Origin of the sequence: Nocardia sp. NPDC056952, from assembly GCF_042674185.1 — a bacterium.
Taxonomy (GTDB): Bacteria; Actinomycetota; Actinomycetes; order Mycobacteriales; family Mycobacteriaceae; genus Nocardia.
This window is the reverse complement of the sequence record NZ_JBHURA010000007.1, coordinates 102,779-116,515: the sequence shown is the minus strand read 5'-3', so window position 1 is coordinate 116,515 and position 13,737 is coordinate 102,779. Positions and strand designations below refer to the sequence as shown.

Below are 13,737 nucleotides of genomic sequence, written 5' to 3'. Positions count from 1 at the left end.
CCAAAACGCTGACCATCCGCTGGGTCACTGTAACTGGATCTCCGGCGGCTGGCGCCGCAGTTCTTCGCGCTCTGCTGCGCCGGGAACCCGCCGGCCGGGGTGCGGTCAGTGGGAACCTCGGGTGAGCTCGGTGCGGTTGGTGACGGCGAGTTTGGCGAGGATATTGCGGACGTGGGTTTCCACCGTGCGCTCGGAAAGGACCAGGTGGGTCGCGATTTCCCGGTTGGTGAGGCCGGTGGCGACGAGGTCGTGCACTTCGCGTTCGCGGCGGGTCAGTGGGTCGGCGGTGCGAGCGGCGGTGGTGATGCCGGCGAGCAGGGCGTCGGCCGCGCGCAGGCGGTGTGGCATGTCGAGGCGGCGGAAGGCGGCGGCGGCCCGGTCGGCGGCTTCGCGGGCGGCGGGGAGGTCGCCACGGGCGAAGAGGGTGCGGGCCAGGCCGAGGTGGCCGAGGGCGACGAAGGGGCGGGCCCCGATCGCGGTGTCCATCGTCAGGCCCTGGTGGTAGAGGTCGACGGCGGCGTCGAGATGGCCTGCGACGCGGGCGTTGTCGAAGGCGAGCAGGTCGCCGCGTTGCAGGGCCGCGTCAGCTGTCCACACGTATCCCCAGAGTTGTGCCAGCGGCTGCTCGGCGTCGGCCGCGATCTCGATCGCCTTGGCCGCGAGCGCCGTTCGCTCCGCCAGGAAGTCCACGGCCGCGAGAGAGAGGTGGCGGGCGTGGATCGCGTCGAGGACGACGTCGGGATCGGTGGACCGTTCGGCGGCGCGCATGGCCCGGTCGGAGAGTTCCCTTGCCCGCGCACCCGCGCCGCGGTCGGCGGCCGACAGGGCGCGCTGCGCGAGGATGCGGGCGATCAGGTCGGGATGCTTCTCGGGTTCGAGCAGTCGTAATGCCTTGCCGCAGAGCGTATCCAGTTGCGTCATCACGGTCGGGGTGGTGACGCCCTGCACCACCAGGCCGGCTTCCGCGAGCAGGTCGGGGCGGTCTGCTCGTTCGGCCGACGCGCCCGCCTCGACGCAGTGGTCGAGGCTCGTGGCCACCCAACCGGCGGCGAACTCGTCGCGCGCCAGCTCGATCAGCAGCTCGGCGCGCTCGGCATCGGACGCGGTGACGCCCGCGGCATCGATGGCCCACTGCCCGAATCGGATTGCCTCGGCATAGGCGGCACTCGCGCGGGCCGATCGTGCGGCCCGGCGAGACCAATGGCGACCTGACGGCGAGTCCGCACAGCCGCTCGCCTGCCGCCAGTGGGTCGCGATCGCCCCCGCCACCGCCGAATCCGGGCCACCTCGCCCACTCAGTACCTCAGCTGCCGCACGGTGACAGGCCGCTCGCCGCGAGGGGGCGAGGTCGGCGTACACGGCATCGCGTACCAAAGCGTGTGTGAAACCCGTTGTGTCGTCGGCGAAACGACGGACGATTCCGGCCGCGGATGCCGCATCGAGGGCCACCGTCACCGCATCGGAAGCCGGAACGGCCTCCGGCAGCAGCACCGATCCGTAGACCTGCGCCAGCAATTCGGTATCGATGCGTTCGCCGAGCACGCTCGCCGCACCGAGAACCTCGATGGCCATGGGATCGATACGGTCGAGCTGGGCGAGGATCAGGCGACGGATTCCGGGGACCGACAGAAGTGGGTCCTCGCCGGTGCCCATGTCGGCATCGATGACCAGGCGGACCAGCAGGGGAGTACCGCCGGTGCGTTCATGAACGCGGTGCGCGAGATCCGGGGTGAGGCCGCGCTGTTCGAGCCAGTAGCGGACCTCGTGTTCGGAAAGGCCTGGTACCGGCAGGGATTGGAAGTGCGGCAGCCGCAGCCAGTCGGGCTGGTCGGCGAGCAGGGTTTCGCCCATCGGTTCGCGGGCGGTGGCGACGATGAGCACCTTGGTGCGCGGCGTTTCGGTCGCCACGTGGGTGAGCAGCGCCAGCGACGTGGGATCGGACCAGTGCAGATCCTCGAGCACCAGCAGCAAACCCGACGGCGCGGCGGCCCCGACGAGGACATCGGCGACCTCGGTGAACATCCGGAAGCGCTGGGCGGCGGGCCCGCCACCGGGTTCGGTGACAGTGTCGAGGGCAGCGGCCAGTTCGGGGAGCTCGCGCGCGGCCCGGCGCCACGGCCACAGCGGCGGCATCCCCGCGTCGTCGAGGGCACTGCCGCGGGCAACCCGCAATCCCGCCTCGGCGGCCAGCGTGCCGACATGCTCGGCCAACCACGATTTGCCGATCCCCGCCGTGCCGCTGACCAGCACGAATCTGCCCGCACCCGAGGCCGCGGCCATGACGGCGGCGCGCAGGCGGGCGATCTCCTCATGCCGTCCGACGGCCGGAGTCTGCACCGCATCAGTATCTCGCGCGGGCGCGAGTTCAGTACTGCGAATACGTACCGGCACTGATCCGCGCGACGCCGTTCGGCGCGACGCTTGATCTATCCGATTCCCCCAGTTCAGGAGATGAAATCATGTACGCACATGTCGTCTGGTTCGACCAGCCACGCACGGCGACCGAACTCGCCGCCGTCGACTTCGCCAACGCCAACCGCATCGAGCCCGCCGTCGCGGGAGTGCCGGGGCTGCTCGACTTCTACGAACTGCGCCGCGCCGACGGCTCCGGAATCGTGATCGGCGTCGCCGAGACCGAGGAAGCCCTGCACGCGGTACGCGAAGCGATCCTGGCCACCGAACTGCTGCCGGGGGAGGACCCCGCGCTGCTGCCCGGCCCCGACCGGGTGGAGATCTGCCCGGTACTCACCCACCGCGACCGGGCCGCCATCTACGCCAGGGCGGCAGTGTCATGAACCTGATCCTGCTGGGCAGCCGGATGCCCGTCGGCCGGTGTGTCGGCCTCGCCGTGCAAGCCGTCCTGCGGCCGGCGGTTCCCACCCCCGAGCGGAAACCGCGGCGCTACAGGTCGGCCAGCGCGATACCGGTGAGCGGGCTGCCGATCCGGACCAGGTCGGTATCGGTACCGGTGCCGACGTCGACCAGGCGGATCGTGCCGCCGAGATCGCTCACATAGAAGCGGGAATCGAACCCGGTGACGCCGATCGCCTCGCGGTAGCCGGTGGAGATGATCGCCGGGGTGCCGACCTCCGGCTGGACCTTGGCCTCGTACAGCGCGTTGCCGTGGGGGGCGGCACCGCGGTCGGTCCAGACGAGATCGCCGACACCGTGGAGTTCGACATCGATCGGCTCGGGCAGGTTCTCCCAGAGCAGCTCGATATCGGTGCGGGCGGCCGGATCCGCGCCGGGGGGCAGATCCATCCGAGTGCGGAAGATCCGGCCCTCGCCGCCCTTGGCCGCGCCCTTCTGAGTCCAGTAGAGCAGGCGGCGGTCGAGGTCGAGGCAGATGCCGACGCACCAGTTGCGCGGGAGGTAGGCGTCGGCATCGCCCTCGCCGGTCACCACGAGGGCGTGCAGGTCGTCACCGTTCAGATCACAGGTGAGAACCTGCATGCCCTCGCGATCACACCAATACAGCCTGCCCCCTTCGAAATCGGCGGCGAGCTGTTTGCCGGTGGTGAAGGCGCCGATCGGGACGATCGTGGTGCGGTTGCCGCCGTCGAGGTCGACCCGTTCGATGGAACCGTTGCGGGAGAAGAACTCCGGTTCGACGCCCGGCTCCGGCCGCGCGTCGGGGGTGCCCATGTTGGTCCAATAGATATGGCCACGCAATTTGTCGACGACGACACCGTCGGGAAATCGATCGAGGCCGTCGACCACGGTGCGCACGTGTTTGCCGTCCAGCGAAATGGCGTGCATCGCACCTGCTTTGAGGTCCAACGCCACTATCTCGGTCACGGGCTCAGTCCTGCTTCGGCTTCGGGTAGTCGTCGTAGAAACCCTCACCCGACTTCACTCCGAGTTTGCCCGCGTCGACATATTTCTTCAGCAGCTCGACCGGACCCTTCGGCAGGTTCGGGTTCTCCTGCTCGTAGTGCTCCTCGATATCGAGCACCACATCCAGGCCCACCTGGTCCATCATCCGGAACGGACCCGCCTTGGTGCCGAAATTCCGCATGAACATCTCGTCGACATCATGGGGAATCGACACACCCTCGTGAACCACCTCGAGCGACTCGCGCTTGATGGCGGCCCAGATGCGGTTGAAGATGAAGCCGGTCGACTCCTTGCGCACCAGGTACGGGTACAGGCCGTACGCCGGGAAGGTCTTCAGGACGAAGTCGAGGACGTCTCGGGACGTGTGACCGTCCGACATCACGTCGAGCACCGTCGACTGCGGCGGCATATAGAAGTGGGTGTTGAGCATCCGGTCGTTGGTCTGCAAACCCTCGGTGAACAACCGGCTCGCGTACGACGACGAGTTCGAGGCGACGATCGCATCGGCATCGGCATCGGCATCGAGCTGGGCGAAGACCTTCTTCTTCAGGTCGAGGATCTCCGGCACCGCCTCGACCACCAGCCACGCGCCCTTCACGCCGATCGCCTGATCGGGCACATACTCCGCGGTGCCCGGCTTGCCGTCGGGCACCGTGGCGGCCACCTCGGGCAGCTGTTTCTCCACGAAGGCCACAGCCGCGTTGCCGACCTCACCGGCGGGATCGATGATGCGCACCTCGCCGCCCCTGGTGGCGAACATCAGGGCGATCCGTCTGCCCAGGGTGCCACCACCGATCACCGCGACCGGACGCTCGAAATGATTCTTCGGAACATTGCTCACAGCGACTCCCTTTGCACAGGCGACGGGGAAGAACTCAGTGACGCAGACAACAGCCTTGTCAGCGTAGCGCCGACTTGCGTTGACACCCCGTCACGACCGGTCAGAATGTGATTGCCTTATCCTCACGTTCTTCACGTATTTCGCGCGTCAGCACTAGGGGGCTCCTCGATGACCACACTGGCCTCCGGACTCTTCATCGATTGGGAAGAGCTGACGGGGCAGTCGAAGTTCGTCGTCGAGCTGATCAGTTTCCCCATCTTCAGCGCGCTCGCCGGTTGGCTCACCAACTGGACCGGCGTGCTGATGCTGTTCTGGCCGCTGTACTTCAAGGGCTTCCGGGTGCCGCTGCTGCACGTGCTGTACCCGTACCTACCGCGGCGCGTGCAAGTGCTGCCCACGTTCTCCGGTGACGGGCGCATGCTCGGCTTCCAGGGCTTCATCCCGGCACGCGCGGAGAAGATGGCGAGCATCTGCGTCGACTCGGCGCTGTTGCGGATCGGCAGCCCACGCGACTTCATCCATGAACTCGACCTCGACGGGATCGGCGACTATCTCGCCGAACGGGCGCGCGACCAGGTGCAGCCGATCGTCGACGAGATCATGTACCGGGAGAACCCCGACCTGTGGCGCTCGCTACCCAGACCCGTGAAACAGGCCATCTACCAGCGGGTCGACCGGCAGCTGCCCGCGCTGTGCCGGCGCGCGTTCGAGAGCCTGGGCGACAATATCGACCAGCTGCTCGACGTGAAGAACTTCGTGATCCGGTACCTGGAGAAGAACCCGGCCATCCTGAAGGACCTGACCACCACCATCGCCGCGCCCGAGCTCAAGTTCATGGCGCGGATCGGTCTGCTCGGCGCGCCGTTCGGCCTGATTCTGGCGCTCTACCTGCATGTGCACTCGAAGATCCCGTACTTCGGCGCGATCCCGGCCTGGGTGATCGTGCTGTTCGCGTCGGCCATGATCGGCGTGACGGTGAACGTGATCGCGATCAAGATGGTGTTCGAACCCGGCGATCCGCAGCCGCGCTACAAGTATCTGTGGCGTCAGGCGCTGCTGGCCAAGCGTCAGCCACAGGCCGCCACCGACCTCGCCCACATCCTGGCCTACCAGGTGCTGACCGTGGAGAACCTGTCCGTCGAGCTCCTGGAAGGGCCGAATGGGGACAAGACTCGTCAGCTCATCGAGCGGGTGGTGTCGGAGGAGATCCACAAGCAGCTCGGCGCGACCGCCTTCATGGTGCGGGCCGCACTCGGTAAGAAACAGTTCGAGAATCTGGCGGTCTCGGGTGCGGGCGCCGGGCTGGTTTCGGCGCGCACGATGATCGAGGACGAGCAGTTCGTGCTGGAACAGGCGAAGAAGATCGACGACTTCGCGGCGCGCAAGCTGCGGACCTTGACGCCCGGCGAGTTCATGGAGATGTTCTACGCGTCGGTCGAACAGGACGCGTGGTTGCTGTATCTACACGGCGGGGCGCTCGGCATCGGCGTCGGCGCGCTCCACCTGCTGACCTTCGGCTGGTAATAACAAGCACGCGTGCTTGCATTTTTTGACGGTCGCTGCGACTCTTGGTGACGACGGCGCACCGGTACCGGGTCGCGCCATGATCGGCAAGGGAACTCCATGGCTGACCTCGCAGCGCTGCTCGACGATTACGCCGCCGAATGCGCGGATCTGGAAAACCTGGTCGCACCGCTGACCCCCGAGCAGTGGAAGACGCCGACACCCGCGCCACGCTGGGACATCGCCACCCAGATCGCCCACCTGACCTGGACCGACGAGGTATCGCTGATCGCCGCCACCGACGCCGAGGGCTTCGCGGCCTTCCTCGCCGAAGCGGCCCCGCGCGGCTTGACCATCGTCGACGACGGCGCCGAGGAAATCGCCCAGACCCCACCCGCCGACCTGCTGGTTCGCTGGCAGACCGGACGCGAGCAGCTGATCGCCGCGCTGGCCGCCGTCCCCGCGGGCACCAAACTGCCCTGGTTCGGCCCGCCGATGAGTGCCGCGTCGATGATCTCGGCCCGCATCATGGAAACCTGGGCCCACGGCCAGGACGTCGCCGACGCGCTCGACGTCACCCGCGTGCCCACCGCCCGCCTGCGCACGGTCGCCCACATCAGCGTCCGCGCCAGGAACTACGCCTACCTGGTCAACGGCGAATCCGGCCCCACCGATGAATTCCGCGTGGAACTGACCGCCCCCGACGGCACTGTCTGGACCTGGGGCCCCGAGGACGCACCACAGCGCGTCACCGGCCCCGCCATCGACTTCTGCCTCGTGGCGACCCAACGCCGCCACCGCGAAGACACCGCCCTGACCACCGAGGGCCCGGACGCCGACCACTGGCTCGGCATCGCCCAAGCCTTCGCGGGCCCGCCCGGACCGGGCCGCCGCGCAGGCCAGTTCGCCTGAGGGCCGGAACAAGAACAGGCGAGCGCCTTCCCAGAGCGCCATTCGTGCCGACTGCCCCGGACTTCGTTGGCCGGGGGTGACCACCGTGGCAGTCGTGAATGACGCTCGCCTGCTCCCTTCAGATACCCGATACGGGGTGTGAGAAACACTTGCCCAGCCGAAAACCCGCCCCGACTAGGACTGATACGGCACCGTTTCGGATGTGGCTCTGATCTCAGCCGTGGGAGGCGGTCACCGCGCGCGGTACTCGGTACCGTAGGTATCAGCACGTGGCTTTCAACGATGCGGGCCCGCTCTACTCGGGTATACCCACAGCCACAGGAGGGAACCGCATCGTGACCGCACATCGACCTGCTCAGATCGTGCGCCTGTCCGCGATCATCTTCTCCGGCGCCGCCAGCCTCTGCCTCACCGTGGCCGCGGGCGCCTACATCGTCAATCACATGCCGGAACTGGCACCGCCGCCCACCGAATTCGCGGGACCGGCCGCGACGCCGAATCCCGGCCACCACCGCCCCTTCTCGACCGAGGACTCCGCACCCCGCGTCGGCGGCGTGGAGCTGGCCATGTCCTTCGGCGCGCCGACGCTGTCCACCGAGCGCTCCGACCCCGCCGCCACGCGCACGCCGATCACCGCACAGCAGTCCGGAGTCGGTGCGCGACCTGGCAATTCACCGCTGACCGGGCGGGTCGGGATCGGCGGCACCTATGTCGGCGCGCAGGTGACACCGCCGCGCAGCGACACCGTGGCGTTCACCGTCGACACCAATCTGGTGACGGTGGCGGCGAAATACCTCGGTCTGGCCGTGGATCCGGCCGCGGTCACCGCGCTCCACACCGAATTCGACGCGCGCCGTGGCGAGTTGGTTTTCGTGCTGTCGGATCCCGGCCTCGGCAGCCATACGTTGCGGGTCGAGGGCACGGGCACCGAACCGGCCGAGACCCCCGGCACCGCCACGGAATCGCACGAAGACGAGGGCGACGCCGAGACACCGCGATCCTCGACCGAGGAACTGCCGACTACCGTCGGCATGTGACTCCTCGCGGCACCTCGAACGGTGCGTACGACTTCTGTGTGGTCGGCGGCGGCATCGTCGGCGTGGCCACCGCGCATCGGTTGCTGACCCAGCATCCCGAGGCGAGCCTGGTGCTCATCGAGAAGGAAGACACCCTCGGCGCGCATCAGACCGGGCACAACAGCGGCGTCATCCACTCCGGGATCTATTACCCCCCGGACAGTTTGAAGGCACGGCTGTGCCGGGCCGGTGCGCGATGGACGAAGGAATTCGCCGCGGCCCACGACATTCCGTTCCGTGAATGCGGAAAGTTGCTGGTAGCCACCGATTCCGCCGAACACGCGCGGATGCTGGCGCTGTACGAGCGTTCGATCGCCAACGGCGTGGAGGTCGAGGCGATCGACGCGGCCGAACTGCGGCGGCGCGAACCACGGATCAGCGGGGTCGGCGCGCTGTTCGTGCCCGCCACGGGGATCATCGACTACACGTTGGTCACCGCCGCGCTCGCCGCCGAGGTCGAGTCGATGGGCGGCAAAATTCTGCTCGGCACTGCTGTCGAGGCGATCACCGAGAGCGTCTCCGCCGTCACGGTTTCGGGTCCGGGCGGTTCGGTCACCGCGGGCACGCTGATCGTGTGCGCGGGCCTGCAGGCCGACCGGATGGCACGAAAGGCCGGTATCGACACCGACTTTCGTATCGTTCCGTTCCGTGGCGAGTACTACCGGCTCCCCGCCGAGCGATCGGATCTGGTACGCACCCTGATCTATCCGGTGCCCGACCCCGCGCTGCCGTTCCTCGGCGTTCACCTGAGTCCCACCATCGACGGTGAACTCACCGTCGGCCCGAACGCGGTGCTCGGGCTGTCGCGGGAGGGTTATCGCAAGGGCAGCGTGAACCGTCGTGACGCCATCGACGTGCTGAGCTTCGCCGGCGTGCGCCGGGTGGCCCGCGACCATCTCGCCACCGGGGTCCGCGAGCTCCGCAATTCGGTGTTCAAGCGCGGCTACCTCGCCGAGTGCCGCAAATATTGCCCCGAACTCGGCACCGGCGATCTGCTCCCGCACCGCGCGGGAATCCGGGCCCAGGCGGTGCTGCGCGACGGCACGCTGGTGCACGACTTCCTCATCGAACGCACGCCGCGCTCCATCCACGTGCTCAACGCACCGTCCCCGGCCGCCACGTCGGCGATGCCGATCGCGGAATACCTGGTCGAACAACTCCATTCCGCTAAATAAAGAGGAGATTTGTAGTACTTTTGGCTCCTGTACGCGTGGGCGAGGAAACCCATCCGGAGCAGGGAGGGCCGATGGGCCACATCAGGTTTGCGAGTGACGTCGGCGCACCGGTCGATGCCGCCTTCGCCTACACCGAGGATTTCCGCCACGCGCCGCAGTGGCTGTTCGGCGTCACCGACGTCGCGCCGCTGGGCGAACCGGATCAGGGATTGGGCGCCGCGTTCGCGGTGAAAGTCCGGTTGTTCGGCGTGATCCCGCTGCGATCATCGGTGGAGATCACCGAATATCGGCGCAATGCCGTCATCGGGTATACCCTGCGTGGGCGGGTATACGGAACCGTTACCCTGCGATTCGATCCACTCGGCTACGAACGGTCGGTGCTGACCTCCGAAGCCGACTATCCACCACCACGCGGCATGTTCGGCCGCCTGTGCCACGGCCTCGTCGACGCGGCCGCGAAATCGGCACTGCGCCGAACGGAATCGCGGTTGCGAAGGGAGATAGAGGCATTCCACGGTACCGATCTTGTCGGCCGCATCGCCTAGGGTGGCGGTCATGATCATCGTGAGCACCGACGGGTCCTGCCTGCGCAATCCCGGTGGTGCCATCGGCTGGGCATGGGTGAATCATTCCGGGCCCGCCGACAGTGGTGGCGCGGCCAGCGGCACCAACCAGATCGCGGAACTGCGCGGAGTGCTGGAAGCCATCCTCGCCCACCCCGGCGCCGAACCGATGCTCATCGAGAGCGACTCCCAGTACGCCATCAAGTGCGCCTCGGAATGGATCACCAGCTGGCGACGCAACGGCTGGCGCACCTCCACCGGCGGCGCGGTGAAGAACGTCGAGATCATCAAGCAGATCGACCGGGCCATCACCAGCCGCGAAGGACCGGTGCGGTTCCGCTGGGTCCGCGGTCACGTGGGCAACTACTTCAACGAACAAGCCGACAAACTGGCAGGCGAAGCGGCCCGAGCTGTCCGCGAGAACCCGGCTCTCGGCCGCGAGTCAGCCCCGGTCGCGCCGGAACCAGCAAGGCTTCGGCGCCGGGAACCCGCGGCGCCTGTCCCCACGAACTCGGTCTCCACAGGGAAGTCGGTCGCAGCTGATGTACCGGTAGCAGGGACTCTGACCCTGTTCTAGGTGCGGTGCGACCGGAGTGGGACCGCACAACGAAACGCCGCGGGCGATGAATCTGCCCGCGGCGTTTCGATTGGCTCGGTTTCCCGTGCGCTCAGTTCCCGGGTGTCGGGACAGGCGCGGGAGCCGGAGAGGGAACGGCCTGACCGGGCGCCGTACCACCGGTGGCGTCGCCGCCGCCGTTCTTGAGCAACGGCGAGTCCAGCTTGCTGACCAGCCACTTGTCGCCCGAGCGCTCGAGGCTCATCTCGATCGCGAACATCATCCGGTCGGGCTGGGTCTGGGTGAAGTTGGTGCGGTACTGGGTCATGGTGACCATGGCCTTGACGTCGTCGGTGCTGCCCGAGATGTAGGCGCACTGCACGTCTTCACCGGTCGACTTGACCTGGGCCTGCACCATCGCGCCCTTGAGCGCATCGCTGGCGTCGCTGAACTCCTTGAGGTAGTCGCCGGTGGCGCCCGCCTTCATCGACGCGATGTAGCCGTCGAGATCCTTGGAGTAGTCGTAGTTGGCCAGGATGGCGCCGTAATCACAGGCGGCCTTGGTGGACTCGGCGATCGCGTCGAGCTTCTCGGCCTTGTTGCTGTTCTGCAGGAAGAACACCACGCCCGCGGTGATCGCGCCGACCGCGACCACACCGGCCACACCTGCGGCGATCCAGCCCTTCGAGCTCGATGCCGCGCTCGGGGCAGCGGCCGGAGCCGGCGCCTCGGTCACGGTCTGTGCTGTGACAGTCGGCTGATCGACCTCGGGAGTCGCCGCCGCACCCTTCACGGTGTCGTCGGTCTTCGCCAGATCGGGCTTGTCTGCCGCGGCAGCATCGGACTTGCTCTGGGCATCGTCGCTGGTCATCGAATCAATCCTGCTCTTTCCCGGCGCACATAACGCACCGATTTCCTGTGTGTGACCCGTGAGCCGGGCCACACGTCTCCCCGCGAGTATGCCCGGTCAAGCTGTGAACAACCTGGCCGGGCATCCACAAGCCTTACTTGGCGGGAATGGGCGTGCGCTCATTCGGGTCGACACCCGGCGGCATCTGCGCGCCGTTGTTGGGCACGTTCGGCCGCGGGGCATTGGCCGAACCACGGATCTGCAGGTCAGAGGTCGGATTGGTGCAGTAGTTCCACTTCGGGATACTGCCGTCCTGCACCTCTTCGTTGCGCCGGTACTGGGTGTCGTAGTTACACGTCGGCCGCGGCCAGATGTCGATGATGGTGTGGAACTCGCCGTCGTGCGCCGGGGCGCTGATCGATCCGAGCCCCAGTGCCAGCGACGGGAACAGCAGCCGCAGGGCGGGCTGACGCAGCTGCGCCGCCTTGGTGATCGCCACGAAGTTGGCCGCCAGCGAACTGATCGGGTCGGCGGTCGCGTCGAGCACCGCGCCGAGAGTTTCGAACTGACCGGGCGCGTTGTCGAGCACGCCCTGCAGCTCTGCGTTGGCGTTGTTGAACTGCGTGAGCAGCGCACCCGAATTCTGGGTGAGCGTCTGCAGATCAGGCTGGGCGTTCGAGGTGGTCTCGGCGATCACCCGCAGGTTGGCGATGAGATTCACCGTCTGCGGGAGCAGGTTGTCCAGACCCGCGACCACCAGGCTGACGCCGTTGATCAGGCCGCGCAGCTGGTCGGGACCGGCGCCGAGCGCGATGTCGAGCTCGTCGAGGATCACGTCGAACTGCTTCGGATTCACCTGGGCGATCAGCGCGCTCGTGTCGTCGAGCACCGCCCACACCGGAACCGGCGTCTGGATCTGCTCCGGGCTGTACTTGATCACCGCGCCGTCACTGAGGAACGGGCCGACATCGCTCTTCGGACGGAAGTCGATGTACTGCTCGCCCGCCGCCGACAGCGCCGCCACCTGGATCATGGTGTCGACCGGGATCTTGAAGTCCTTGTCGATCCGGGTCTTGGCGGCGATCGCGTCACCGTCGTTGATCAGCTCGATCGAGGTGACCTTGCCGATCCGGAATCCGCGCATGGTCACGTCGTTGCCCGGCTGCAGACCGCCGGAGCGATCCAGGTTGACGGTGACGTCGTACTCGGACCGCAGCGGATTGACCCGCATCACGTTCACCAGCAGATACGTCCCACCGAGCAACAGCACGACTACGAGCGCGCTGTTCGCCAGCAAGATCTTGCTGCTCGCGAACTTCTTCAGCCTGCTCATCGGTGGCCTCCCACTCGGCCCTGAACGATCTGCAGCACCTGGATGAAGCTGCCGACGAAATCGTTCACATCTTTCAAGTCCCAGAGCTTGCTGTTCGCCGGGTCGGTCAACAGGCCCACGTCGAGGTTGGTCAGCGTCGCGTACGGCGCCAGGCTCTTGCCCTTGAACGTCTGGTTGGCGCCGGGGCGGATCGCGTGCAGCTGATCCATCACGTAGCCGAAGTCGTTACCGGTCGCGGCCAGCGCGTTCATCAGGTTGTCGAGATTGGTGAGCAGGTCGGAGAGCTGATCACCGGTGGTGTTGGAGTAGTCACCGATGGCGGCGGTGGCCGTGGCCAGCTTGCTGAGCAGGTCGCCGATCGCCCGGTTGTTCTCGGCGATCGCGCCGATGGCCTGGGGCAGCGTGTCGGCCACCTGGCCGAGCTGGCCCTTGTTGGCCTCGATGGTGTTGGCGAGGGTGTTGAACTCCGTCAGCACCGAGTCGACCTTGGTGCTGTTGGCGTTCAGTTCGCCGATGACGCCGGTCATCTCGTAGATCAGATGGCCGAGTTCGGTGCCGTGCCCGTTGAGGATCGAGCCGAGTTCGGTGCCGAGCCGGCTCAGACTGGCGACACCGCCGCCGTTGAACAGCATCGACACCGAGACCAGCAGCTCTTCCACCGTGGCGCCGGCCGAGGTGGACTCCAGGGTGAACGTGTCGCCCGCGGCCATGTCGGGCGCGCCTGCCACATTCTTCGGGCTGCTCAGCGCGATGAAGACGTCACCGAGGGGAGTGGCCTGGCGCAACTCCGCCGTACTGCCCTTCGGCAGCTTGAAGTCGGTGTTGATCTCCATGTCGACCACGGCTTCGAAGTTCTTGGTCGTGATCGCCGACACGACGCCGACATCAGAACCACCGACCTTCACCTTGGCCTGGTCGGGCAGGTTCAGCGCGTTCTCGAACTTCGCGTGCAGGGTGTAGGTCTCGCCGCCGGTGCCCGGCTTGGGCAGCGGCAGGTCCTCCACGGTGAAGCCACAGCCGGTCGTGATCGTGACCGTGGCCAGTGCGGCCGCGGAGAGCAGCGCGCGGCGGGCCTTCATCGTCATTCGTCG

The 13,737-nt window shown here is 67.2% G+C and carries 13 protein-coding genes; 7 read left to right on the top strand and 6 right to left on the bottom strand.

All coding sequences use genetic code 11. The annotated features are described in order from the left end of the window. Positions 1 to 105 precede the first annotated feature (105 nt). Positions 106 to 2,337 carry an AAA family ATPase gene (locus ACFTS5_RS23840; RefSeq protein ID WP_378634733.1) on the bottom strand — a complete coding sequence of 744 codons (2,232 nt, stop codon included), beginning with the start codon at positions 2,335 to 2,337 and terminating at the stop codon, positions 106 to 108. A gap of 122 nt (positions 2,338 to 2,459) precedes the next feature. Between ACFTS5_RS23840 and ACFTS5_RS23835 the strand changes: the two genes are divergently transcribed. After that, a complete protein-coding gene (locus ACFTS5_RS23835) occupies positions 2,460 to 2,795 on the top strand; it encodes a hypothetical protein (protein WP_378634730.1) in 336 nt (111 codons plus the stop codon). Between the two features lie 106 nt (positions 2,796 to 2,901). Here the strand turns inward: ACFTS5_RS23835 and ACFTS5_RS23830 are convergent, their stop codons facing one another. Beyond that, positions 2,902 to 3,798, bottom strand: a complete 897-nt coding sequence (locus tag ACFTS5_RS23830) for a hypothetical protein (RefSeq protein ID WP_378634729.1) — start codon at positions 3,796 to 3,798, stop codon at positions 2,902 to 2,904. Positions 3,799 to 3,802: 4 nt separating this feature from the next. Further along, on the bottom strand, positions 3,803 to 4,678 hold the full coding sequence (locus tag ACFTS5_RS23825) for a 3-hydroxyacyl-CoA dehydrogenase family protein (RefSeq protein WP_378634726.1): 876 nt from the start codon (positions 4,676 to 4,678) through the stop codon (positions 3,803 to 3,805). A 168-nt stretch (positions 4,679 to 4,846) separates the two neighbouring features. Between ACFTS5_RS23825 and ACFTS5_RS23820 the strand changes: the two genes are divergently transcribed. The 6 genes from ACFTS5_RS23820 to ACFTS5_RS23795 all read left to right on the top strand — a co-directional run bounded on the left by ACFTS5_RS23820 (position 4,847) and on the right by ACFTS5_RS23795 (position 10,484). Continuing rightward, complete coding sequence (locus tag ACFTS5_RS23820; protein ID WP_378634724.1) at positions 4,847 to 6,202, top strand: hypothetical protein; 1,356 nt, start codon at positions 4,847 to 4,849, stop codon at positions 6,200 to 6,202. 99 nt (positions 6,203 to 6,301) lie between these two features. After that, positions 6,302 to 7,093 carry a TIGR03084 family metal-binding protein gene (locus ACFTS5_RS23815; RefSeq protein WP_378634722.1) on the top strand — a complete coding sequence of 264 codons (792 nt, stop codon included), beginning with the start codon at positions 6,302 to 6,304 and terminating at the stop codon, positions 7,091 to 7,093. Between the two features lie 335 nt (positions 7,094 to 7,428). Beyond that, the gene (locus ACFTS5_RS23810; protein ID WP_378634720.1) at positions 7,429 to 8,130 is read left to right on the top strand and encodes a hypothetical protein; all 702 of its coding nucleotides are present in this window, start codon (positions 7,429 to 7,431) and stop codon (positions 8,128 to 8,130) included. Continuing rightward, on the top strand, positions 8,127 to 9,344 hold the full coding sequence (lhgO, locus tag ACFTS5_RS23805; protein ID WP_378634718.1) for an L-2-hydroxyglutarate oxidase: 1,218 nt from the start codon (positions 8,127 to 8,129) through the stop codon (positions 9,342 to 9,344). The genes ACFTS5_RS23810 and lhgO overlap by 4 nt, the downstream gene beginning before the upstream one ends. 71 nt (positions 9,345 to 9,415) lie before the next feature. Then, a complete protein-coding gene (locus ACFTS5_RS23800) occupies positions 9,416 to 9,889 on the top strand; it encodes an SRPBCC family protein (RefSeq protein WP_378634715.1) in 474 nt (157 codons plus the stop codon). 10 nt (positions 9,890 to 9,899) lie between these two features. After that, positions 9,900 to 10,484, top strand: a complete 585-nt coding sequence (locus ACFTS5_RS23795) for a ribonuclease H (protein ID WP_378634712.1) — start codon at positions 9,900 to 9,902, stop codon at positions 10,482 to 10,484. A gap of 91 nt (positions 10,485 to 10,575) precedes the next feature. Here the strand turns inward: ACFTS5_RS23795 and ACFTS5_RS23790 are convergent, their stop codons facing one another. From ACFTS5_RS23790 to ACFTS5_RS23780, 3 genes are all read right to left on the bottom strand, one after another. Beyond that, complete coding sequence (locus ACFTS5_RS23790; protein WP_378634709.1) at positions 10,576 to 11,334, bottom strand: hypothetical protein; 759 nt, start codon at positions 11,332 to 11,334, stop codon at positions 10,576 to 10,578. Positions 11,335 to 11,467: 133 nt separating this feature from the next. Further along, the gene (locus ACFTS5_RS23785) at positions 11,468 to 12,646 is read right to left on the bottom strand and encodes an MlaD family protein (RefSeq protein WP_378634706.1); all 1,179 of its coding nucleotides are present in this window, start codon (positions 12,644 to 12,646) and stop codon (positions 11,468 to 11,470) included. Continuing rightward, positions 12,643 to 13,731, bottom strand: coding sequence for an MCE family protein (locus ACFTS5_RS23780; RefSeq protein WP_378634703.1), 1,089 nt, complete (start codon positions 13,729 to 13,731; stop codon positions 12,643 to 12,645). Before ACFTS5_RS23780 ends, ACFTS5_RS23785 begins: the two co-directional genes overlap by 4 nt. Positions 13,732 to 13,737: the final 6 nt, after the last annotated feature.